This window comes from Streptomyces sp. TBY4, from assembly GCF_024213195.1.
GTDB lineage: Bacteria > Actinomycetota > Actinomycetes > Streptomycetales > Streptomycetaceae > Streptomyces.
The window spans coordinates 296263-319577 of record NZ_JANAVF010000007.1 but is presented as its reverse complement, the minus strand read 5'-3'; the positions used below and the strand labels follow the sequence as shown (position 1 = coordinate 319577).

Sequence of the window (23315 nt, the reverse complement as noted above, 5' to 3'; positions counted from 1 at the left end):
GCTTCCCGCCCGGTTCGCCGGGTTTCCTCGTCGCCGGGGACGAATGCCGGGGCGGCCGCCCTGCATCCTTCGATGTAGGGGACCGTCCGAAAAGCAGCCGCGATGGCGACGCCCGCTCCCGCCGCAGCCTGTTGGATGGGTCCGTGACCCTCAAGATCCCGCCGCCGCACCGTGACGACGTGCTGCTCGCCGTGTTCAGCGTGGCCGCCGGCCTGCTCCTGTGGTCGCTCGGGGTGCACAGCTCCCCCACCCGCGACCTGTTCCCCGCCTGGGCGGCGCTGGTCCCCCTCCTCGCCCTCGGCGCGATGGAGCTGCTGCGCCGCAGCGCGCCCCGGCTGACCCTCGCCGTCGGTACCGCCGGGCTGGTCGCCGACCAGTTCACGGTGGGGAACCTGGCCACCGTGCTGATCTTCACCGACCTGATGTACGCGGCCGTGGTCTACGGAAAACCGGCCATGGCCCGCCGCCTCCCGGTGATCACCGGCCTGATCACCGTCGCCGTGACCATCGCCGCCGTGGCCTGGCTGCGCACCCCGCAGGCCCTGCTGATCGGCGTGGTCACGGGCATCGTGAGCTTCGGCCCGGCCCTGACCGGGGCCACCCTGCGCAACCACCGCGAGGCCGCCACGGCCGCCAGGCTGCGCGCCGAGCAGACGGCGCTGCTGGCCGAAATGGACCGGGCCCAGGCGGTCGTCGCCGAGCGGGCCCGGATGGCCCGCGAGCTGCACGACATGGTGGCCAACCACCTCTCCGCCATCGCCATCCACTCCACCGCCGCGCTCTCCATCGACTCCCCCGCCACCAGCCGGGAGGCGCTCGGGGTGATCCGGGAGAACAGCGTCCAGGGACTCGCCGAGATGCGCCGGCTGATCGGGCTGCTGCGGGACGCGGGAGCGGGGGCGGAGGCCGTCGCGACGCCCTCGCTGGACGGGCTGGACGCCCTGCTGGAGCAGGCCCGTACGAACGGGGCCGCGAGCGGGCTGGACTTCGTACTCCTCGACCGGCGGCCCGGGGAGGCTCCCGGGCCGCTGCCCGCCCCGGTGGAGCTGGCCGCGTACCGGATCGTCCAGGAGTCGCTGACCAACGCCCTCAAGCACGCGGCCCCCGGTACGGTCACCGTCCGGCTGGACCGCGAGGAGCCCGGGGCCGGGGGCAGGGCCGGGGGCGGCGGCGCGTTGCACGTCGTGGTCGACTCCCCCTACGGGGAGCGGCCCGGCCCCCGGGCACCCGGCTCCGGCGCCGGCCTGATCGGCATGCGCGAGCGGACGGAACTGCTCGGCGGGGCATTCGAAGCGGGCCGCGCGGACGCGGTCTGGCGGGTCCGGGCGACACTGCCCGTGGAGGAAGGGGCGGTACGGGCGTGACGATCAGGGTCGTGGTGGCGGAGGACCAGAGCGCGGTACGGGCCGGGCTGGTCCTGATCCTGCGCAGCGCGGGCGACATCGAGGTGGCGGGCGAGGCCGCGGACGGGGAGGAGGCGGTGCGCCTGGCCCGCGCGCTGCGGCCGGACCTGGTGCTCATGGACGTGCAGATGCCGCGCCTGGACGGGGTCTCGGCGACCCGCCAGGTGGTCGCGGAGGGTTTGGCCGACGTGCTCGTGCTGACCACCTTCGATCTCGACGAGTACGTCTTCGGGGCCCTGCGCGCGGGCGCGTCGGGCTTCCTGCTGAAGGACGCGGACGCGGCGCAGCTGATCGCGGCGGTACGGACCGTCGCGCGCGGGGAGGGTCTGATCGCCCCGGCGGTGACCCGCCGGCTGATCGCGGAGTTCGCGGATCCGAAGCCCGTACGGGTCCCCGTGCCGGCCTCGGTGGAATCGCTGACCCCGCGCGAGCGGGAGGTGCTGGGGTGCCTGGGCGAGGGTCTGTCGAACGCGGAGATCGCGGTGCGCCTGGAGATGGCGGAGGCGACGGCGAAGACCCACGTCAGCCGGGTGCTGGCCAAGCTGGAGCTGCGCAGCCGGGTCCAAGCTGCCGTGCTGGCGCAGGAGTTGGGGCTCTGACGGGATTCGACCGGAAATGAATCCGGGGCTGCTACGGGAGGTCTGGACCTCTTGACGGTTGGTCCAGACCTTTCTACTCTCACGCACAACTGTGGTGAGCACGCCATGACAAAACCTCATGGGCGCGTTCACGGGCGGCGCAGGTCCCACCCCCATGCGGCGGACGTCCCCACGTCCGCCGCGGACCTCGGAGGAGCACCCTTGAGCACAGCACCCCCACGACGCACACCCCTGCTGCGAAGAGTCGCGGCCGTCCTGGCCGTCCTCTCCCTGCCCATCGCCGGACTCGTGGCCCTCGCCGGTCCGGCCCAGGCCGCGGCCTCGGCGACCGCGACGTACACCAAGGTCTCCGACTGGGGCTCCGGCTTCGAGGGCAAGTGGACGGTGAAGAACACCGGCACCACCACCCTGACCAGCTGGACCGTGGAATGGGACTACCCGGCCGGCACCGCCGTCACCTCGGCCTGGGACGCCACCGTCACCAGCTCGGGCACCCACTGGACCGGCAAGAACGTCGGCTGGAACGGCACCCTCGCCCCGGGCGCCACCATCAGCTTCGGCTTCAACGGCACCGGCTCCGGCGCCCCCAGCGGCTGCAAGGTCAACGGCGGCAGCTGCGACGGCGGCACCGCCGACACCCCGCCCAGCGCCCCCGGCACCCCCACGGCCAGCGGCGTCACGGAGACCGGGCTGACGCTGAGCTGGGCCGCGGCCACCGATGACAAGGGCGTCAAGAACTACGACGTCCACCGCAACGGCGCCAAGATCGCGACCGTCACCGGCACCTCCTACGCCGACTCGGGCCTGACCAGGGCGACGACGTACAGCTACACGGTCACCGCCCGCGACACGATCGACCAGACCGGGCCCGCCTCCGGCCCCCTCTCGGTGACCACCGGCGGCGGCACCGGCGACAACCCGCCGAGCGCCCCCGGCACCCCCACCGGCTCCGCGATCACCGAGACCGCGATCACCGTGAGCTGGGCGGCCGCCACCGACGACAAGGGCGTGAAGAACTACGACCTCTACCGCGGCGGCGTCAAGGTCGCCACGGTCACCGGCACCTCCTTCACCGACACCGGTCTGACCAAGGCGACCCCGTACCAGTACCACGTGGTCGCCCGTGACACCGCCGACCAGACCGGCGCCGCTTCCGCCCAGGCCACGCTCACCACCGCCGGGGTCACCGACCCGCCCCCCGGCGGCACGGTCAAGCTCGGCTACTTCACCAACTGGGGCGTCTACGGGCGCAACTACCACGTGAAGAACCTGGTCACCTCCGGGACCGCCGCGAAGATCACGCACATCAACTACGCCTTCGGCAACGTCCAGGGCGGCAAGTGCACCATCGGTGACGCCTACGCCGACTACGACAAGGCCTACACCGCCGACCAGAGCGTCGACGGCAAGGCCGACACCTGGGACCAGCCGCTGCGCGGCAACTTCAACCAGCTGCGCAAGCTCAAGGCCCAGTACCCGAACATCAAGGTGCTGTGGTCCTTCGGCGGCTGGACCTGGTCCGGCGGATTCGGCCAGGCGGTCCAGAACCCGGCCGCCTTCGCGCAGTCCTGCTACGACCTGATCGAGGACCCGCGCTGGGCCGACGTCTTCGACGGCATCGACCTCGACTGGGAGTACCCGAACGCCTGCGGGCTGTCCTGCGACACCAGCGGCGCCGCCTCCTTCAAGAACATGATGCAGGCCATGCGCGCCAAGTTCGGCGCGAACAACCTGGTCACCGCCGCCATCTCCGCCGACGGCTCCAACGGCGGAAAGCTCGACGTCGCCGACTACGCGGGCGCCGCCCAGTACATCGACTTCTACAACGTCATGACCTACGACTTCTTCGGCGCGTGGGACGCCAAGGGCCCGACCGCCCCGCACTCCCCGCTGACCTCGTACAGCGGCATCCCGATCGCCGGCTTCAACTCCGAGGCCGCCATCACCAAGCTCAAGGGCAAGGGCATCACCGGCTCGAAGCTCAACCTCGGCATCGGCTTCTACGGCCGCGGCTGGACCGGTGTCACCCAGGCCGCCCCCGGCGGCACCGCCACCGGACCGGCCGCCGGCACCTACGAGCAGGGCATCGAGGACTACAAGGTCCTCAAGAACACCTGCCCGTCCACCGGCACCGTCGCCGGCACGGCGTACGCCAAGTGCGGCAGCAACTGGTGGAGCTACGACACCCCGGCCACCATCGCCTCGAAGATGGCCTGGACGAAGCAGCAGGGGCTCAGGGGAGCCTTCTACTGGGAGTTCAGCGGTGACACCGCGAACGGCGAGCTGGCCGCCGCGGTCCACAGCGGACTCCAGTAAAGGACCGAAGCCGGGAAGAGGGGTCCGCCCCCCTCTTCCCGGCTTCTTCGTTTTCTACGCGCCGCTCGTGCGGCTGCGCCGGCCTCAGGCCACGTTCACCCGCTGGCCGGGAGGCGCCGCCTCCAGCCAGGCCAGGAAACCGGTCAGCGCGTCCTCGCTCATCGCCAGCTCCAGGCGGGTGCCGCGGTGCAGGCAGCCGAGCACGACGGCGTCGGAGAGCAGGGCCAGCTCCTCCTCGCCCTCGGGCGCACGGCGGGCGACGACCTCGATGGAGGACCGCTCCAGCAGCCGGCGCGGCCGCGGGGAGTAGCTGAAGACGCGGAACCAGTCGATGCGGTCACCGCTGTAGCGCGCGACCCCGTACACCCAGCCCTTGCCGGAGACGTCCGGTTCCTCGGACACGCCCCAGCGCATGCTGCAGTCGAAGGTGCCGCCGGAGCGCTGGATCAGTCTGCGGCGCAGCCCGAACACAAACAGCCCGATCACCACCAGGGCCACGACGACCAGGCCGCTCACAAGCAGAGCGAGGAGCATCTTTCACCGACCTCCTCGCTCATCGAATGACGCACATCCCAAAACGCACCCGCATCGCCTCAGCCGCGACCCGGTCCGGAAAATTCCGGAACGGGCCGCGGCTGAGGTGTAAAACTCTTACCAGTACTGGGGCTCAGCGCCCCGAAACCGCGCGCAGCCGGACATCGGCGCGACGTTCGGCGGCCCCATCGGTCTCCGACTTCGCGCGCTCCAGTGCCCGCTCCGCCCGCTCGACATCGATCTCGTCGGCAAGCTCGGCGATCTCGGCCAGCAGGGACAGCTTGTTGTCCGCGAACGAGATGAATCCGCCGTGCACCGCGGCGACAACAGTGTTGCCCCCGACGGTACGGATGGTCACCGGGCCCGATTCCAGCACACCGAGAAGCGGCTGGTGACCGGGCATGACGCCGATGTCGCCGGACGTGGTGCGGGCGACAACCAGGGTGGCCTCGCCGGACCAGACGCTACGGTCCGCCGCGACCAGCTCGACGTGCAGCTCAGCAGCCAAGGTGGCTCCTCGGGTCACCACCCGGCGGGAAGGCCGGGTGTTGGGTCAAATTCTAATGGGCGTGGGGAGAGGGACGGGACACACCCGCCCCTCTCCGTGCAAACCTGCGAACCGGATGCGCTCCTCGCGGAGCGCGCCGGATCAGGAGACGCCCAGCTCCTTGGCGTTCGCCTTCAGGTCCTCGATGCCACCGCACAGGAAGAACGCCTGCTCGGGGAAGTGGTCGTAGTCTCCGTCGCAGATCGCGTTGAAGGCCGTGATCGACTCGTCGAGCGGAACGTCCGAACCGTCGACACCGGTGAACTGCTTGGCGACGTGCGTGTTCTGCGACAGGAAGCGCTCGACACGACGGGCACGGTGGACAACGAGCTTGTCCTCCTCGCCCAGCTCGTCGATACCGAGGATCGCGATGATGTCCTGGAGGTCCTTGTACTTCTGCAGGATCCCCTTGACGCGCATCGCCGTGGCGTAGTGGTCCGCCGCGATGTACCGCGGGTCGAGGATGCGGGACGTCGAGTCCAGCGGGTCCACGGCCGGGTAGATGCCCTTCTCGGAGATCGGACGGGAAAGAACCGTCGTCGCGTCGAGGTGGGCGAAGGTGGTGGCCGGCGCCGGGTCGGTCAGGTCGTCCGCGGGGACGTAGATCGCCTGCATCGAGGTGATCGAGTGACCACGGGTCGAGGTGATGCGCTCCTGCAGCAGACCCATCTCGTCAGCCAGGTTCGGCTGGTAACCCACGGCGGACGGCATGCGGCCCAGAAGGGTCGACACCTCCGAACCGGCCTGGGTGTAACGGAAGATGTTGTCGATGAAGAAGAGCACGTCCTGCTTCTGCACATCGCGGAAGTACTCCGCCATGGTCAGACCGGCCAGCGCGACGCGAAGACGCGTGCCCGGGGGCTCGTCCATCTGGCCGAAGACAAGCGCCGTCTTGTCGATGACGCCCGAGTCGGCCATTTCCTCGATGAGGTCGTTGCCCTCACGGGTACGCTCACCGACGCCCGCGAAGACCGACACACCGTCGTGGTTGTTGGCGACGCGGTAGATCATTTCCTGGATCAGAACGGTCTTGCCGACACCGGCACCACCGAACAGACCGATCTTTCCACCCTTGACGTACGGGGTGAGAAGGTCGATGACCTTGACGCCGGTCTCGAACATCTCGGTCTTCGACTCGAGCTCGTCGAAGCGGGGCGCCTTGCGGTGGATCGGCCAGCGCTCGGTGACGTTGGCGTTCTCCTCCGGGTAGTTCAGCACCTCACCCAGGGTGTTGAAGACCTTGCCCTTGGTGAAGTCACCGACGGGGACGGTGATGCCCTCGCCCGTGTCGGTCACCGGGGCCTGGCGGACCAGACCGTCGGTGGGCTGCATGGAGATGGTGCGGACCAGGCCGTCACCCAGGTGCTGGGCGACTTCCAGGGTCAGCGTCTTCAGGGCGCCGTTCTCGGCCGGGTCGGCGACCTGGACCTTGAGGGCGTTGTAGATCTCGGGCATGGCGTCGACGGGGAACTCCACGTCGACGACCGGGCCGATGACCCGGGCGACGCGGCCCGTGGCGGCGGCCGTCTCAATGGTCGTCATTACTTGTCACTCCCCGCGGTCGCGTCTGCCATGGCGCTGGCGCCACCGACGATCTCGCTGATTTCCTGGGTGATTTCGGCCTGGCGGGCCGCGTTGGCAAGCCGGGAGAGGCTCTTGATGAGATCCCCGGCGTTGTCGGTCGCCGACTTCATCGCGCGGCGGCGGGCGGCGTGCTCGGAGGCGGCCGACTGCAGCAGTGCGTTGTAGATGCGGCTCTCGACGTAGCGCGGCAGAAGGGCGTCGAGGACGTCCTCCGCCGACGGCTCGAAGTCGAACAGCGGAAGGATCTCGCCCTTCGCGCCGGTCTCCTCTTCGACCTTGTCGAGGCTGAGCGGCAGCATCCGGCCGTCGACCGCGTTCTGCGTCATCATCGACACGAATTCCGTGTAGACGATGTGCAGCTCGTCGACGCCACCCTCGGCCGTAACAGCCTGGATGGCTTCGATCAGCGGCGCCGCGACGCGCTTGGCGTCGGCGTAGGCCGGGCTGTCGGTGAAGCCGGTCCACGACTCCGCGACCTTGCGCTCGCGGAACCCGTAGTAGGCGACACCCTTACGGCCGACGATGTACGTGTCGACCTCCTTGCCCTCGCCGCGCAGCCGCTCGGTGAGCCGCTCCGCCTGCTTGATGGCGTTCGAGGAGTAGCCGCCGGCCAGACCGCGGTCGCTCGTGATGAGCAGGACCGCGGCGCGCACCGGCGCCTCGACCTCGGTCGTCAGGGCGTGCTTGGTGTTCGAACCGGTCGCCACCGCGGTCACCGCACGGGTGAGCTCGGTCGCGTACGGCATCGATGCCGCCACCTTGCGCTGCGCCTTGACGATGCGCGAGGCGGCGATCATTTCCATCGCCTTGGTGATCTTCTTGGTCGCCGTGACGGCACGGATGCGACGCTTGTAGACCCGGAGCTGCGCTCCCATGAGTCAGCTTCCTTCCGTCGTCACTTGGAGACGTTGACGGCCGGCGCGTCCTCGCCCAGGAGCTTGCCGTCCGAGGTCTCGAACCCGCGCTTGAAGTCCGCGATGGCGTCAGCGATGGAGGTGAGGGTGTCGTCCGACATCTTGCCACCGTCCGCGATGGAGGTGAGGAGGTCCTTGCGCGAGACGCGCAGGTGCTCCAGCAGCTCCGACTCGAAGCGGCGGATGTCGTTGACCGGGACGTCGTCCATCTTGCCGGTGGTGCCGGCCCAGACGGAGATGACCTGCTCCTCGACGGGCATCGGCTGGTACTGGCCCTGCTTCAGCAGCTCGACCAGGCGCTTGCCGCGCTCCAGCGAAGCCTTGGAAGCGGCGTCCAGGTCGGAACCGAAGGCGGCGAACGCCTCCAGCTCGCGGTACTGGGCGAGGTCCAGGCGCAGACGGCCGGAAACCTGCTTCATGGCCTTGTGCTGGGCCGAGCCACCGACGCGGGAGACCGAGATACCGACGTTCAGCGCCGGGCGCTGGCCCGCGTTGAACAGGTCGGACTCGAGGAAGCACTGGCCGTCGGTGATGGAGATGACGTTGGTCGGGATGAACGCCGACACGTCGTTCGCCTTGGTCTCGACGATCGGCAGACCGGTCATCGAACCGGCACCCATGTCGTCAGAGAGCTTGGCGCAGCGCTCCAGCAGACGGGAGTGCAGGTAGAAGACGTCGCCCGGGTAGGCCTCGCGGCCCGGCGGACGGCGCAGCAGCAGCGACACGGCGCGGTAGGCGTCGGCCTGCTTCGACAGGTCGTCGAAGATGATCAGGACGTGCTTGCCGGCGTACATCCAGTGCTGGCCGATGGCCGAGCCGGTGTACGGCGCCAGGTACTTGAAGCCGGCCGGGTCGGACGCCGGGGCGGCGACGATCGTCGTGTACTCGAGCGCGCCGGCGTCTTCCAGGGCGCCGCGAACGGACGCGATGGTCGAGCCCTTCTGGCCGATGGCGACGTAGATGCAGCGGACCTGCTTGTTCACGTCGCCCGAGCGCCAGTTGTCGCGCTGGTTGATGATCGTGTCGACGGCCAGAGCGGTCTTGCCGGTCTGACGGTCACCGATGATCAGCTGACGCTGACCACGGCCGACCGGCACCATCGCGTCGATGGCCTTGTAGCCGGTCTGCATCGGCTCGTGGACCGACTTGCGGACCATGACGCCGGGGGCCTGCAGCTCGAGGGCGCGGCGGCCCTCGGTCGCGATCTCGCCGAGGCCGTCGATCGGGTTGCCGAGCGGGTCGACAACGCGGCCGAGGTAACCCTCGCCGACGCCGACGGAGAGCACCTCACCGGTGCGCTGCACCGGCTGGCCCTCCTCGATACCGCTGAACTCGCCGAGGACGACCGCACCGATCTCGCGCTCGTCGAGGTTCAGGGCGAGACCAAGGGTTCCGTCCTCGAACTTCAGCAGCTCGTTCGCCATGGCGGAGGGCAGGCCCTCCACCTTCGCGATGCCGTCGCCGGCAACGCTGACCGTCCCGACCTCCTCGCGCGAGGCCGCGTCCGGCTGGTACGACTGGACAAAGTTCTCCAGTGCGTCCCGGATCTCCTCCGGCCGGATCGTGAGCTCCGCCATCTGGGTTCCCTGCTCTCCTTGTTGGGCCTGAAGCTTCTTAGGGGTCTGGGGGCGACCCCCAGGAATCTTCTGCAAGTTCTGCACGGCCCAACCGGGCCGCTAGGAATGCTTTGTTCTAATAAGTGGCTGGTCAGCCGGCCATGCGGCGCGACGCCTCGGCGATGCGGTCCGCGATGGTGCCGTCGATGACCTCGTCGCCGACCCGCACCGAGATCCCGCCGAGGACCGTGGGGTCCACGTCGAGGTTCAGGTGCATCGGGCGGCCGTACAGCTTGGCCAGCACCGCGCCGAGACGCTGCTTCTGGACGTCGCTGAGCGGAACCGCGCTGGTCACGGTGGCGACCATGCGGCCGCGGCGCTCGGCGGCGACCTTCGAAAGGGACTCGAGGCCCGCTTCCAGGCTACGTCCACGCGGGTGCGTGACGAGACGCGTGACCAGCCGCTCGGTGACGGCGTTCGCCTTGCCGCCGAGCAGGCTGCGCAGCAGCTGGCTCTTGGCGGCGGCGGTCGCCGACCGGTCGGTCAGTGCGGCGCGCAGCTCGGTGTTCGAGGTGACGATCCGGCCGAACCGGAACAGCTCGTCCTCGACGTCGTCGAGGCCTCCGCTGCGCTGGGCCGCCGTGAGGTCGGCGGTGGCCGCCAGGACCTCGAGCGAGTCCACCAGGTCACGGGACTGCGACCAGCGGGACCGGACCATGCCGGACACCAGGTCGAGGGTTTCCCCGCCCACCTGGCCGCCGAGCAGACGACCGGCCAGCTCGGCCTTGGCCTCGCCGGACTGCGCCGGGTCCGTGATGACCCGACGCAGCGAGACCTCACGGTCGAGCAGCGCGGTGACGGCCGCCAGCTCGCCGGCGAGCTTCGCCGCGTCGACGGACGTGTTGTCCGTCAGCGCGTCGAGACGCTCGCGGGCGGTAGCCAGCGCGTCGCGGCTCGCTCCGTTCATCGGGCGGCCTCGGCCTTCTCCTCAAGCTCGCTGAGGAAGCGGTCGATCGTGCGGCTCTGCCGGGCGTGGTCCTCGAGGGACTCGCCGACAAGCTTTCCGGCCAGGTCGGTCGCCAGCTTGCCGACGTCCTGACGGAGCGCCGAAGAGGCGGCCTTGCGGTCAGCCGCAATCTGGGCGTGACCGGCAGCGATGATCTCCTCACGCTGCCGCTGGCCCTCTGCGCGCAGTTCTTCCTTGAGCGCGGTGCCCTGCTCCAGTGCGTCCTGGCGCAGACGGGCGGCCTCGTGCCGTGCTTCGGCGAGCTGGGCCTTGTACTGCTCCAGCACGCTCTGAGCCTCGGTCTGAGCGGCCTCAGCCTTTTCGATACCGCCTTCGATGGCCTCGCGGCGCTCGTCCAGAACCTTGTTGATGTTCGGAAGGAGCTTCTTCGCGAGGAAACCGAAGACGATGACGAAGGCGATCAGACCGATGACGAGCTCGGGGATCGGCGGAATGAGGGGGTTTTCCCCACCCTCAGCCGCGAGAACCAGGAGGTTCACATCAGTGCCTTTCGTCGATTCGGACTAGTCGTGGAGTTCGTCTTAGTAGACGAACGGCATGACCAGACCGATGAGGGCGAGCGCCTCACAGAAGGCGAAGCCGAGGATCTGGTTGGCGCGGATCAGACCGGCAGCCTCGGGCTGACGGGCAAGAGCCTGCGTGCCGTTACCGAAGATGATGCCGACGCCGACGCCGGGGCCGATGGCCGCGAGGCCGTAGCCAACGGAGCTGAGGGAGCCGGTGACGCCTTCGGTGGCAGCGAGGATCTGGGACATGCCAGTTCTTCCTTCTCTTTCATGGACCGGTGGGGGTTGGCCACCGGACGATTCGGGGGGATTGCAGGAGCGAGCCGGGGCTCAGTGGTGCTCGGCGAGCGCGCCCTGCAGGAAGCTGCAGGCCAGGAGGACGAAGACGTACGCCTGGACAGCCTGGATGAACAGCTCGAACGCGGTCATCACGATGACCATGATGAACGAGACGCCCGCGTAGGCGATGCCGATCCCGTTCAGCAGGTACCAGCTGGCGATGGTGAACAGCAGCAGCAGGGTGTGACCGGCGAACATGTTCGCGAACAGTCGGACCGCGTGGGTGAACGGGCGGACCAGGACGTTCGAGAAGAACTCGATGACCATGACCAGCGGGAGGACCGCGCCGAGCGACTTGTCGTAGCCGGTCAGGTTCTTGAAGCCGCCGACGAAGCCGTGGCGCTTGAACGTGACGCTCATCCAGATCACGTAGACGATCAGGGCGAGGCCGACCGGGTACGAGAAGATCGCCGTCACCGGGAACTGGGCGATCGGAATGATCGACCAGAGGTTCAGGATCCAGACGAAGAAGAACAGCGAGACCATGAAGGGGACGTACTTCTCGCCCTCCTTCTTGCCGAGCGTCTCGTAGACGATGCCGCGGCGTACGAAGTCGTAGCCGGCCTCGGCGACCATCTGCAGCTTGCCCGGGACGACCTTCGGCTTGCGGAAGGCGGCCCAGAAGAAGGCGACGATGACGACCGTGCCGAGCAGGGCCAGCAGCATCGTCTTGTTGAAGTACGCGTTGCTGTCACCGTCCCCGAAGATCGGCTGGAACAGGAACGAGTGCAGGCCGGGAGCCGGGAATCCACAACCATCGAAGATGTGGCAATCGGTCTCGAAGGCGAGCACCGTAGTCGGGTCAGCACTCACCGCGGGCTCCTTCAGCGTGGCGCATAGGTACGGCAACCTCGTTGTGTCGGCGCGGCGGACAGCCGCTGTTCGGCACTGGACTGGTGTTACGGATGTGGGGGCGGCGGTCGGGCGTCGAGCCTCGCGATGGAACAGGCGTCAGCTCAGATGCCCGCGCCAGCATTGCCACAGTTGAAACCGGACGATAGCAGCATCTCGAACGCGTACTTATTCCGCCCCTACCCCTCACGACTTCTGACCCGAATTTCCGGGCTTGTCGCCCTTCACCGAATCAGGTTCGACGTAGAGGATCTTGGCCTTCATGTGAGCACGCGCCTGTGCGCCGATCCACACCAGGGTGGTGACGACGAGCGTGATCGCGAAGGCCTTGGGGTTGAACAGCGTCGTGTTCTTGAACACGGCGAGAAAGACGAAGAGCAGCAGGATCTGGGCCGTGTAGAGCATCAGCCCCATGGCCTGGAACAGGTGCGGCAGTGATTTCGCCGTGCGCTGCAGTACGAGGAATCCGATGCCCATGAACAGCATCACCACGACCGTCGCGACGACGGCGCCCACCGCCCCCTTGCCACCGGCGACGATCCCACTGACGACGGCGGCGAGAGCGCCGGCGACAGCCGTGGGTACGGCGGATTGCAGGAGGGATCGGACGTCATCTGACCGCATGGCGGTTTGCTCCGCGTGGTGGTGGGGGCACGGGACTCGTACAGGACGAGCGTAAGCCCGGTCCGAGTGAGGACCTCGGGCCAATGGACCGTCGCACTACGGTCCTTCGGCTCTGTCGCCGGGTTTAGTGAACGGTATCACAAAGTATTTGATGAGAGCTTTACCCGGGGGGTGTGCCGACTGTCACACATGAGAGTGACCCTGCGCGTGTGTGCGCGACACGCAAGTGGCTTGTCTGGTAAAGGGCGTTCATGTCCGACATGCGTGATGGACGTCAGCGCGAGGACCCGGCCTTACGCCGGTCGGGGAAGCGCGAACGGGGGCCGATGGCGGTTGCCCCGTTGACGCCGGACACACCCGCCGCGATCGGCCGGGCCGGCTCCGGCTCCGCCGCGGAATCGTCCTGCAGGGCGGCCTCGGCGGCCCGCTCCGCGTGCCGGTAGCGCGGCGGGACCAGCCGCTCCGCCCAGCGGGGGGCCCGCGGGCTGAAGCGGGGCAGCAGGAGCAGCAGCAGGCCCACGGCGCTCAGCCCGGCGATGGCCAGAACGATCCACATCGAGGCGGAGTGCACCGAGTACGCCACGGTGCCGAAGGCGATCAGCCCCGACCAGAAGTACATGATCAGCACGGCCCGGCTGTGCGAATGCCCGAGCTCCAGCAGCCGGTGGTGGAGGTGGCCGCGGTCCGCGGCGAAGGGCGACTGGCCCTTCCAGGTGCGCCGCACGATGGCCAGGACCAGGTCCGTCATCGGGATCGCGATGATCGTGAGCGGCAGGATCAGCGGGATGAAGACCGGCAGCATCGCGTGCGTCGCGTTGCGCTCGCCGCCCACGAACAGCGCCATCGCGTCCGGGTCCACCTGGCCGGTGACGGAGATGGCGGCGGCGGCCAGCACCAGGCCGATGAGCATCGAGCCGGAGTCGCCCATGAAGATCCGGGCGGGGTGCATGTTGTGCGGGAGGAAGCCGAGGCACATCCCCATCAGGATGGCGGCGAAGAGGGTCGCGGGCGCGGCCGCCTCGATCCCGTAGCCGAACCAGATCCGGTACGCGTAGAGGAAGAACGCACAGGTCGCGATGCAGACCATGCCGGCGGCGAGGCCGTCGAGGCCGTCCACGAAGTTCACCGCGTTGATGGTGATCACGACGAGGGCCACCGTGAGCAGGTTGCCCTGCCAGGGGGTGAGCGAGACCGTTCCGATGCCCGGGATGGGGATCCACAGGATGGTCAGGCCCTGCATGCACATCACGCCGGCGGAGATCATCTGGGCGCCGAGCTTGATCAGGGCGTCCAGCTCGAACTTGTCGTCGAGCACGCCGATCAGCCAGATCAGGGCCGCCCCGGAGAGCAGGGCCCGCGGCTCGTTCGACTTCTCGAAGACCCCGTTGAGGTTCTGCAGGTGGTCCGCGACCAGCAGGCCGGCGCACAGTCCGCCGAACATCGCGATGCCGCCGAGCCGCGGAGTGGGCTCCCGGTGCACGTCGCGGGCGCGGATCTCTGGCATCGCGCCCACGGCGATCGCGAACTTCCGCACGGGCCCGGTGAGTAGATAAGTCACCGCGACCGTGACGCAAAGCGTCAGCAGATATTCACGCACGGGCTGCCCCAGATGTATCGCCGGCCATCTCAGCCCCACACACTAGCTGCGATGTACTCACTGTCGGGGACGCGCAGGGGCCGTATCCCGGTTGCGGTACGCCGCTCTTGCCCCGCTTAAACCCCATACGGCGGAAAATTGACCACCAGCTCGTTGACGTCTCTACGGATCCTCGCCGGCTCCCCGCCGGTCAGCGCGGCCGTGAACAGCGCGGCGATCCGGTCCATCTCCGCCTCCCCCATGCCCTGCGTGGTCACCGCCGCGGTGCCGAGGCGGATGCCCCGCTGGTCGCCGTAGGGAAGGGCGCAGGTGTCCAGCACGATGCCGGCCGCGGCCAGCCGGCCCCGGGCGCCCGCGCCGTCGAGGCCCAGCGGTGCGGGGTCCGCGGTGATCAGGTGGGTGTCGGTGCCGCCGGTGGTGATCGCGAATCCGCGGGCGGCCAGCGCGTCGGCCAGGGCGCGGCCGTTGGCGACCACCCGGTGCGCGTAGGAGGTGAAGGCGGGCCCGGCGGCCTCGCCGAAGGCCACGGCCTTGGCGGCGATGGTGTGCATCTGCGGGCCGCCCTGGGTGAAGGGGAACACCGCCCGGTCGATCCGCTCCGCGAACTCGGCCCCGCACAGGATCATCCCGCCGCGGGGGCCCCGGAGCACCTTGTGGGTGGTGGCCACGACGATGTCGGCGTAGGGCACGGGGCTCGGCGCGGCCCCGCCGGCCACGAGGCCGATGGGGTGGGCGGCATCGGCGATCAGGAAGGCCCCGACCTCGTCGGCGATCTCCCGGAACACGGAGTACTCGGGGTGCCTCGGGTAGGAGATGGAGCCGCACACGATGGCCTTGGGGCGGTGCTCGTGCGCGAGCCGCTGCACCTGCGCGTAGTCGATGAGCCCGCTCTCCGCGTCCACCCCGTACCCGACGAAGTCGAACCAGCGCCCGGAGAAGTTGGCGGGCGACCCGTGGGTGAGGTGTCCCCCGGAGGTCAGCGCCATGGCGAGCACGGTGTCCCCGGGCCGCAGCAGTGCGGCGTACGCGGCGAGCACGGCGGCGGATCCGGAGTGCGGCTGCACGTTCGCGTGCTCGGCCCCGAAGAGGGCGCGGGCCCGCTCGACGGCGATCTGCTCGGCGAGGTCGGCGTACTCGCAGCCGCCGTGGTGGCGGGCTCCGGGATACCCCTCGGCGTACTTGTTGGCGAGCACCGATCCGAGGGCGGTGAGCACGGCGGCGGAGGTGAAGTTCTCCGCGGCGATCAGCTGGAGCCCGGCCGTCTGCCGCCGGCCCTCCCCGTCGAGGACGTCGGCCATCTGCGGATCCTGCTGCCGCAGCAGGTCCAGGGGCTGGGTGATGACGCTCATGGCGCGACTCCAGGGGGGTACCGCATACCGGGTACCAGCCACTGTAGGCCGGGCCCGCCCGTCCCGCCTCGCGACGGTCCAGCCTCGCCGGCGCCTGAGGCGCGGGGTCCGGGGCGGAGCCCCGGGGAACGGGCGAAGGGCGGGTGGGGGAAGGCCCCGCAGGGCAACCGCACCCGGCACCGCCGGCGTCAGCGGGAAGCCGTGACGCCCGTCAGGGCCGTGACCACGGGGTCCAGCGCCTGGTTGATCTCGTCGCCGATCGACCGGAAGAAGGTGATCGGAGCCCCGTACGGGTCGTACACCTCGTCCGCGTCCGGGGACGGCGCGAGGAGCCACCCGCGTAGAGCGGCGGCGGCACGGACCAGCGCCCGGGCCCGCTCCACCATCCCGTCCTCCAGCGGCGGCAGGGTCGCCGGGTCTATGGCCCGCACCAGCCGGGTGAACTCCTTCAGGGTGAAGGTGCGCAGCCCCGCCGAATGCCCCATCGAGATGACCTGGGCACGGTGGTCACGGGTGGCGGTCAGGACCAGGTCGGCGCGTATGACGTGCTCGTCCAGCAGCTCGCGGCCCGTGAAGCCGGAGGCGTCCGCCCCGAAGTCGGCCAGCACGGCGGCCGCGTTGGCCTCCATGGGCGCGCCCTCGTGGCCCCAGGTGCCCGCGCTCTCCACGATCAGGTCGCCGGTGACGGGGCCGCCGAGCCGGTGGGACAGCGCGTGCCGCGTCAGCCGCTCGGTGATGGGCGAGCGGCAGACGTTGCCGGTGCTGACGTGGAGGATGCGGAAGGTGTTGTCCCCGGCTATGCCACGCCCCTGAGGGCTCACGGAGCCACCTCGAGGTCGGGTACGACCTCCCGCAGCTGCTCGGCGGTCAGCGCGCCCTCGCGCAGCAGGACGGGGACCTTCCCGGTGACGTCGACGATCGACGAGGGCAGGGTGCTGGGGGTCGGGCCGCCGTCCAGGTACACGGACACGGAGTCGCCGAGCATCTCGCGCGCCGCGTCGCAGTCCTCCGGCGCCGGGTGCCCGGTCAGGTTCGCCGAGGACACCGCCATCGGGCCGACCTCGGTCAGCAGCTCGATCGCCACGGGGTGCAGGGGCATGCGTACGGCCACGGTGCCGCCGGTCTCGCCCAGGTCCCACGCCAGCGAGGGCTGGTGCTTGGCGACGAGCGTCAGACCGCCCGGCCAGAAGGCGTCGACGAGCTCCCACGCCTGCTCGGAGAAGTCGGTGACCAGGCCGTGCAGGGTGTTCGGGGAACCGATGAGCACGGGGGTGGGCATGCTGCGGCCGCGCCCCTTGGCGGCGAGCAGGTCGCCGACGGCCTCGGCGCTGAAGGCGTCCGCGCCGATCCCGTACAGGGTGTCGGTGGGCAGCACGACGAGCTCTCCGCGGCGTACGGCGGAGGCGGCTTCACGCAGGCCCGTCTTGCGGTCCGTCGCGTCGTTGCAGTCGTATCGCCGGGCCATCAGCGGGCCTCCTCGTGCAGCAGGGTGGTGGCGGGAATGCGCGCGCCGACCGGACCGGTCATGGCGGGGCCGGTCACGGCAGGGCCTTGCGGGCGGTCGCGAAGCGCGGGCGGTTGTTGAGGTCGGGGTGGTCGGCGGCGTCGGCCCAGCCCCGCTCCTCGGCGAAGATCCACGGGACCTGTCCGCCCTGGGTGTCGGCGTGCTCGATGACGACAATGCCGCCGGGGCGCAGCAGCCGGTGGGCGGTGCGCTCGATGCCGCGGATGGTGTCCAGGCCGTCCTCGCCGGAGAACAGCGCCATCTCGGGGTCGTGGTCGCGGGCCTCGGGTGCCACGTACTCCCACTCGGTGAGCGGGATGTACGGCGGGTTGGAGATGACCAGGTCCACCTGTCCGTCCAGCTCGGGCAGTGCGCTGAGCGCGTCGCCCTGGTGGACGGTGACCCGGGAGCCCTCGGCGTTCTTGCGGGTCCACCGCAGGGCGTCCTCGGACAGCTCGACGGCGTGCACGCGCGAGCGCGGCACCTCCTGCGCCATGGCGAGCGCGATGGCGCCGGAGCCGGTGCAGAGGTCCACGATCAGCGGCTCGACGACGTCCATCGCCCGGACGGCCTGTATGGCCCAGTCCACGACCGACTCGGTCTCGGGCCGGGGCACGAAGACCCCGGGCCCGACCTGGAGCTCCAGGTACCGGAAGAAGGCGCGGCCGGTGATGTGCTGGAGCGGCTCGCGCGCCTCGCGGCGGGCGACGGCCTCCCAGTAGCGGGCGTCGAAGTCCGCGTCCTTGACGTGGTGCAGTTCCCCCCGTTTGACGCCGTGCACGAAGGCCGCGAGCTCCTCCGCGTCGAAACGCGGTGAGGGCACGCCGGCGGCGGCCAGCCGCTGGGTGGCCTGGGCCACCTCGGCAAGCAGCAAGTTCACGCTGGTCCTCCGGGCTGCTGTCGTACGGGGGGTGGTGCGGGGTGCTGCGGTCCTGCGGGGTACTGCGGTCCTGCCGGGTGCTGCGGTCCTGCGGCGGATCAGTGCGCGGACGCGAGCTTCGCGGCGGAGTCCGTGTCGACGCAGGCCTGGATGACCGGGTCGAGGTCTCCGTCGAGCACCTGGTCCAAGTTGTACGCCTTGAAGCCCGTCCGGTGGTCCGAGATCCGGTTTTCCGGGTAGTTGTACGTACGGATCTTCTCGGAGCGGTCCACGGAGCGCACCTGGCTGCGGCGCACGTCGGAGGCCTCCTGCTCGGCGGCTTCCTGGGCGGCGGCCAGCAGGCGCGACCGCAGGATGCGCATCGCCTGCTCCTTGTTCTGGAGCTGGCTCTTCTCGTTCTGGCAGGAGGCGACCACACCGGTCGGGACGTGCGTGATGCGCACGGCCGAGTCGGTGGTGTTGACGGACTGGCCGCCGGGGCCCGAGGAGCGGTACACGTCGATGCGCAGGTCGTTCATGTTGATCTCGACCTCCACCTCCTCGGCTTCCGGGGTGACGAGCACGCCGGCGGCGGAGGTGTGGATGCGGCCCTGGGACTCGGTGGCCGGCACGCGCTGGACGCGGTGCACGCCGCCCTCGTACTTCAGGCGGGCCCAGACGCCCTGGCCGGGCTCGGTGGCGCCGTTGCCGCCCTTGGTGCGGACGGAGACCTGGACGTCCTTGTAGCCGCCGAGCTCGGACTCGGTGGCGTCGATGATCTCGGTCTTCCAGCCCACGCGCTCGGCGTAGCGCAGGTACATGCGCAGCAGGTCGCCGGCGAACAGGGCCGACTCGTCGCCGCCCGCACCCGCCTTGACCTCCAGGAGCACGTCCTTGTCGTCGCTGGGGTCGCGCGGAACGAGCAGCAGGCGGAGCTTCTCGGTGAGCTCTTCGCGCTGTGCGGTCAGTTCCTTGACCTCGGCCACGAAGTCCGGGTCGTCGGCCGCGAACTCCTTCGCCGTCTCGATGTCCTCGGCGGACTGCTTCCAGGCACGGAAGGTCGCGACGATCGGGGTCAGCTCCGCGTAGCGCTTGTTGAGCTTGCGCGCGTTGGCCTGATCCGAGTGGACCGAAGGGTCGGCGAGCTTCTTCTCAAGATCGGCGTGCTCGCCGATCAGTTCCTCGACCGCCTCGAACATCGGGGGCTCCTGAAGATGGTGAATGTGAAGAAAAGGGCTGCGGGACGAGAAAGGCGCCGGTCCGGCTGCCCCCGTGCGAACAGGGTGCAGCCGGGAGCCGGCGCCTGAGGCTCGCTACTTCTGTGCAGCCTTGCCGAAGCGGGCCTCGAAGCGGGCCACGCGGCCACCGGTGTCGAGGATCTTCTGCTTGCCCGTGTAGAACGGGTGGCACTCGGAGCAGACCTCGGCACGGATGGTGCCTTCGGTCAGGGTGCTACGAGTGGTGAACGACGCGCCACAGGTGCAGCTGACCTGGGTCTCGACGTACTGGGGGTGAACATCGCGCTTCAAGGTGTCTCCTAGATTCGGGAGGGCGCCGGGTCGCAGGAGCCGAATTGCGCGCTGCGTGAACCGGGGCCGACAGACCAGTCTGCCAGGACCGGGCTGCCTGTCAAAATTCTGAGGACGCCTCCCTCAACGGAGGGGGGCCCGCATCTATTCCGCGGACCGCCGGAACCCGTCCGACCAGGCGCTTTCGTACCGCTGGGCGACTACTGGACCACCGAGCCGGCGGTGCCCTTGTCGCCGGCCGAGTTCGCGGTGGCCTCGGCGGGGACCTGCTGGTCGGCCAGGAGGGCGTCCCAGACCATCTGGGACTCCTTGGTGAGCGGGACGACCCGGTTGGGGTCACGGGTGTCCCCGGTCACCGGCAGGGTGATCATCTGCATGTGCTCGGGGCCTATGCCCTCCAGCCCCTGGGCGAAGCCCATCAGGGACTTCACATCGCCGAGCGCCTTGTCCGTGGTGATCGCCTTGGTGGCGGTGTCGGCCACGTCGAGCAGCTTCTTCGGGTTGTCGAAGACGCCGATGCTCTTGACCTGCTTGATCAGCGCCTTCATGAAGGCCTGCTGGAGCTGTATTCGGCCCAGGTCGCCGCCGTCGCCGACGCCGTGGCGGGTGCGGACGAGGCCGAGGGCCTGCTCGCCGTTCAGCCTGTTGGTCCCGGCGGGCAGGTCGAGGTGGCTGTAGTCGTCCTTGATCGGCTTGGTGGTCGTCACCTCGACGCCGCCGAGCTTGTCGATGATCTCCTTGAAGCCCGTGAAGTCGACTTCGAGGTAGTGATCCATGCGGATCCCGGACATCTTCTCGACGGTCGCCACCGCGCAGGGGGCCCCGCCGACGGTGAACGACTCGTTGAACATCTTGCGCGGGCCGCCCGGGTCGCTCTTGCCGTTCGGGAGCTTGCAGGCGGGCCTGGTCACGAGGGTGTCGCGGGGTATCGAGACGACGGTGGCCCTGGTGTGGCCCTCGTTGAGGTGGACGATCATCGCCGTGTCGGAGCGTGCGGAGCCGCCGTCGTCGTGGCCGTACTCCCCGTTGGCGCCGCTGCGGGAGTCGGAGCCGAGGACGAGGATGTCCATCGAGCCGTTGTCCACGTTCTGCGGGCGGTCCTTGCCGAGGGCGGCGTCGATGTCGACCGTCTTCAGGTTGCCGTTGAACTTGAAGTAGAAGTAGCCGAGCCCCGCCCCGCCAAGGAGGACCACGCCGGCGGCGGTCCACGCGGCGATGACGACGGCCCTGCGGCGCGCGGCCGGCTTCCGTCGGCGTCGGCCCGCGCGGGCCCTGCGGCCGTGGCCCCTGTTGTCCTGGCTCATGCTCTCCTCTGCCCGCCTGTCCGTGCTCGGTCCGACTCCCCGACCCCGTATCCCTCATCCCTCATCCATCAGACAAAGACGGACGGAAGCCATCGAGGGTTCCACGGCCCCGGCAGCGGCATACGGAATGTGTCAAAGCTCGCACCCGGACATGAAACGACCGCCCCCGCCGCGGATGCGGCGGGGGCGGTCGTGGTCACGCAGGTGGTGCGGTGCGCGGACGTCAGTCGTCGTTCTTGCCCGACGGGGTCGTCTTCGCGATCTGCATGAGGAACTCGGCGTTCGACTTCGTCTGCTTCATCTTGTCGAGGAGCAGCTCGATGGCCTGCTGCGAGTCGAGCGCGTGCAGCACCCGGCGCAGCTTCCAGACGATGGCGAGCTCCTCGCTGTTGAGGAGGATCTCCTCCTTGCGGGTGCCCGAGGGGTCCACGTCCACGGCCGGGAAGATGCGCTTGTCGGCGAGCTTCCGGTCGAGCTTGAGCTCCATGTTGCCGGTGCCCTTGAACTCCTCGAAGATCACCTCGTCCATGCGCGAGCCGGTGTCGACCAGCGCGGTGGCCAGGATGGTCAGCGAGCCGCCGTCCTCGATGTTGCGCGCGGCACCGAAGAAGCGCTTCGGCGGGTACAGCGCGGTCGAGTCGACACCACCGGACAGGATGCGGCCGGAGGCCGGGGCGGCGAGGTTGTACGCGCGTCCCAGACGGGTGATCGAGTCCAGCAGGACGACCACGTCGTGACCCAGCTCCACGAGGCGCTTGGCGCGCTCGATGGCCAGCTCGGCGACCGTGGTGTGGTCCTCGGCCGGGCGGTCGAAGGTCGAGGAGATGACCTCGCCCTTCACCGACCGCTGCATGTCGGTGACCTCTTCCGGACGCTCGTCGACCAGGACGACCATCAGGTGGCACTCGGGGTTGTTGACCGTGATCGCGTTGGCGATCGCCTGCATGATCATGGTCTTACCGGTCTTCGGCGGGGCCACGATCAGACCGCGCTGGCCCTTACCGATCGGCGACACGAGGTCGATGATGCGGGTGGTCAGCACGCCCGGGTCGGTCTCCAGACGGAGCCGGTCCTGCGGGTACAGCGGGGTCAGCTTCTGGAACTCCGGGCGGCCGCGGCCGGATTCGGGCGCCATGCCGTTGACGGAGTCCAGGCGCACGAGCGCGTTGAACTTCTCGCGGCGCTCGCCGTCCTTGGGCTGGCGGACCGCACCGGTGGTGTGGTCGCCCTTGCGGAGACCGGCCTTGCGGACCTGGGCGAGGGAGACGTACACGTCGTTCGGGCCGGGCAGGTAGCCCGAGGTCCGGATGAACGCGTAGTTGTCGAGGATGTCCAGGATGCCCGCGACGGGGATCAGGACGTCGTCGTCGGCGACCGGAGTCTCGACCGGGGCGAACTCGTCGCGCCCGCGACGGCCACGGCGGTCGCGGTAGCGGCCGCGGCGGCCGCGGCGGCCGTCCTCGTCGAAGTCGTCCTGCGGGCCGTTGTCCTGACGGTCCCGGTCCTGGCGCCCGCCCTGCTGGCCCTGACCCTGACCGCGGCCGCCCTGCTGGCGGTCCTGACGGTCGGTCCGGTCCTGGCGGCCGCCCTGCTGGCCCTGGTTCTGACCCTGGCCACCCTGACCGGCCTGGCCCTGACCCTGGGCGCCCTGGCCCTGGTCGTCGGCCTTGGCGCCGCGGTCACGGCGCTCGCGGCGGCCGTCGGCGCGGTCGTTGCCCCGCTCGCGGCGGTCGCGACGGCCGCGGCCCTCGCCTTCCTGGCCCTGGGCCTGGCCGGCGGGAGCGGTGGCGGCCTCGGCCTTCGCCTCGGCCTGGGCGGCCGGAGCGACGGTCTCGGACTTCGGCTCCACCTGCACGGCGGCGGCGGGGGCCGAGCCCTCGGGGCTGCCGGAGGGGGCGGTGGCACGCCGGCGGCGGCGCTCGCCCACCGGGGCGGCGTCTTCACTGGCGGGCTGGCCCGGGATGTCGATCTGGGCCTGCGTGGCGGTCTTCTCGGCGGGCGCCTCGGCGGCGGCCTCGCCCGTACGGGCCTTGCTGGTGGCGCGGCGCTTCGGCTTGGTCTCGCCGGCGTCGGCGGCCGCGGCGGCGGGCGCGGAGGCAGCGGCCTTGGGGGCGCCGCTTCCGGCCTGCGCCTCCTTGATGACCTCGATCAGCTGGCCCTTGCGCATCCGCGCGGTGCCCCTGATGCCGAGGCCCGACGCGACCTGCTGGAGCTCGGCCAGGACCATGCCGTCAAGGCCGGTGCCGGAGCGGCGGCGCTTGGTCGGCGCGGCGCCCTCGGCGGGGGCACTGGTGTCGACGTTGGTGTCGGCAGCGCCCATCAGATCGGTGGTGTCGCTCACGAAGGGTCCTTCCCTGGAGCGGACGTCGGCC

The 23315-nt window shown here is 69.8% G+C and carries 22 protein-coding genes; 3 read left to right on the top strand and 19 right to left on the bottom strand.

The features are described from left to right. The first annotated feature begins 131 nt into the window (after positions 1-131). From NLX94_RS19660 to NLX94_RS19650, 3 genes are all read left to right on the top strand, one after another. The gene (locus NLX94_RS19660; protein WP_254384256.1) at positions 132-1364 is read left to right on the top strand and encodes a sensor histidine kinase; all 1233 of its coding nucleotides are present in this window, start codon (positions 132-134) and stop codon (positions 1362-1364) included. Beyond that, entirely contained in the window at positions 1361-2002 is a 642-nt protein-coding gene (locus tag NLX94_RS19655; RefSeq protein WP_254384255.1) for a response regulator transcription factor, read from the top strand. Before NLX94_RS19660 ends, NLX94_RS19655 begins: the two co-directional genes overlap by 4 nt. A gap of 201 nt (positions 2003-2203) precedes the next feature. Further along, a complete protein-coding gene (locus tag NLX94_RS19650; RefSeq protein ID WP_254384254.1) occupies positions 2204-4318 on the top strand; it encodes a glycosyl hydrolase family 18 protein in 2115 nt (704 codons plus the stop codon). Between the two features lie 84 nt (positions 4319-4402). Here the strand turns inward: NLX94_RS19650 and NLX94_RS19645 are convergent, their stop codons facing one another. The 19 genes from NLX94_RS19645 to rho form a co-directional block, all read right to left on the bottom strand. Further along, positions 4403-4852 carry a DUF2550 domain-containing protein gene (locus NLX94_RS19645; RefSeq protein WP_254384253.1) on the bottom strand — a complete coding sequence of 150 codons (450 nt, stop codon included), beginning with the start codon at positions 4850-4852 and terminating at the stop codon, positions 4403-4405. 133 nt (positions 4853-4985) lie between these two features. Then, entirely contained in the window at positions 4986-5360 is a 375-nt protein-coding gene (locus tag NLX94_RS19640) for a F0F1 ATP synthase subunit epsilon (RefSeq protein ID WP_254384252.1), read from the bottom strand. Between the two features lie 141 nt (positions 5361-5501). Then, positions 5502-6941 carry a F0F1 ATP synthase subunit beta gene (gene atpD / locus NLX94_RS19635; protein ID WP_254384251.1) on the bottom strand — a complete coding sequence of 480 codons (1440 nt, stop codon included), beginning with the start codon at positions 6939-6941 and terminating at the stop codon, positions 5502-5504. Then, entirely contained in the window at positions 6941-7858 is a 918-nt protein-coding gene (locus NLX94_RS19630; RefSeq protein ID WP_254384250.1) for a F0F1 ATP synthase subunit gamma, read from the bottom strand. Before NLX94_RS19630 ends, atpD begins: the two co-directional genes overlap by 1 nt. 20 nt (positions 7859-7878) lie before the next feature. Beyond that, positions 7879-9474 (bottom strand): F0F1 ATP synthase subunit alpha, encoded by a 1596-nt coding sequence (gene atpA, locus NLX94_RS19625; RefSeq protein WP_254384249.1) that lies wholly within the window; start codon positions 9472-9474, stop codon positions 7879-7881. A 130-nt stretch (positions 9475-9604) separates the two neighbouring features. Beyond that, positions 9605-10420, bottom strand: a complete 816-nt coding sequence (locus NLX94_RS19620; protein WP_254384248.1) for a F0F1 ATP synthase subunit delta — start codon at positions 10418-10420, stop codon at positions 9605-9607. Continuing rightward, complete coding sequence (locus tag NLX94_RS19615; protein ID WP_254384247.1) at positions 10417-10959, bottom strand: F0F1 ATP synthase subunit B; 543 nt, start codon at positions 10957-10959, stop codon at positions 10417-10419. Before NLX94_RS19615 ends, NLX94_RS19620 begins: the two co-directional genes overlap by 4 nt. A gap of 42 nt (positions 10960-11001) precedes the next feature. After that, positions 11002-11235 carry an ATP synthase F0 subunit C gene (gene atpE / locus NLX94_RS19610; protein WP_073773063.1) on the bottom strand — a complete coding sequence of 78 codons (234 nt, stop codon included), beginning with the start codon at positions 11233-11235 and terminating at the stop codon, positions 11002-11004. Between the two features lie 81 nt (positions 11236-11316). Then, positions 11317-12153, bottom strand: a complete 837-nt coding sequence (atpB, locus tag NLX94_RS19605) for a F0F1 ATP synthase subunit A (protein ID WP_254384381.1) — start codon at positions 12151-12153, stop codon at positions 11317-11319. 210 nt (positions 12154-12363) lie between these two features. Further along, positions 12364-12801 carry a hypothetical protein gene (locus NLX94_RS19600; RefSeq protein WP_254384246.1) on the bottom strand — a complete coding sequence of 146 codons (438 nt, stop codon included), beginning with the start codon at positions 12799-12801 and terminating at the stop codon, positions 12364-12366. Positions 12802-13075: 274 nt separating this feature from the next. Continuing rightward, complete coding sequence (locus tag NLX94_RS19595; RefSeq protein ID WP_254384380.1) at positions 13076-14410, bottom strand: MraY family glycosyltransferase; 1335 nt, start codon at positions 14408-14410, stop codon at positions 13076-13078. Positions 14411-14514: 104 nt separating this feature from the next. Then, positions 14515-15747: a serine hydroxymethyltransferase gene (glyA, locus tag NLX94_RS19590; protein ID WP_254384245.1), complete on the bottom strand. Its 1233-nt coding sequence runs from the start codon at positions 15745-15747 to the stop codon at positions 14515-14517. A gap of 188 nt (positions 15748-15935) precedes the next feature. Next, positions 15936-16568 carry a protein-tyrosine-phosphatase gene (locus NLX94_RS19585; protein WP_254384244.1) on the bottom strand — a complete coding sequence of 211 codons (633 nt, stop codon included), beginning with the start codon at positions 16566-16568 and terminating at the stop codon, positions 15936-15938. Then, entirely contained in the window at positions 16565-17212 is a 648-nt protein-coding gene (locus NLX94_RS19580; RefSeq protein WP_254384243.1) for an L-threonylcarbamoyladenylate synthase, read from the bottom strand. The genes NLX94_RS19585 and NLX94_RS19580 overlap by 4 nt, the downstream gene beginning before the upstream one ends. A gap of 73 nt (positions 17213-17285) precedes the next feature. Next, complete coding sequence (prmC, locus tag NLX94_RS19575; protein WP_254384242.1) at positions 17286-18131, bottom strand: peptide chain release factor N(5)-glutamine methyltransferase; 846 nt, start codon at positions 18129-18131, stop codon at positions 17286-17288. Between the two features lie 98 nt (positions 18132-18229). Beyond that, on the bottom strand, positions 18230-19309 hold the full coding sequence (gene prfA, locus NLX94_RS19570) for a peptide chain release factor 1 (RefSeq protein ID WP_254384241.1): 1080 nt from the start codon (positions 19307-19309) through the stop codon (positions 18230-18232). A 114-nt stretch (positions 19310-19423) separates the two neighbouring features. Further along, the gene (gene rpmE / locus NLX94_RS19565; RefSeq protein WP_254384240.1) at positions 19424-19639 is read right to left on the bottom strand and encodes a 50S ribosomal protein L31; all 216 of its coding nucleotides are present in this window, start codon (positions 19637-19639) and stop codon (positions 19424-19426) included. 200 nt (positions 19640-19839) lie between these two features. Then, positions 19840-20943 (bottom strand): LCP family protein, encoded by a 1104-nt coding sequence (locus NLX94_RS19560; protein WP_254384239.1) that lies wholly within the window; start codon positions 20941-20943, stop codon positions 19840-19842. 223 nt (positions 20944-21166) lie between these two features. After that, positions 21167-23284 carry a transcription termination factor Rho gene (gene rho, locus NLX94_RS19555; protein WP_254384238.1) on the bottom strand — a complete coding sequence of 706 codons (2118 nt, stop codon included), beginning with the start codon at positions 23282-23284 and terminating at the stop codon, positions 21167-21169. Positions 23285-23315: the final 31 nt, after the last annotated feature.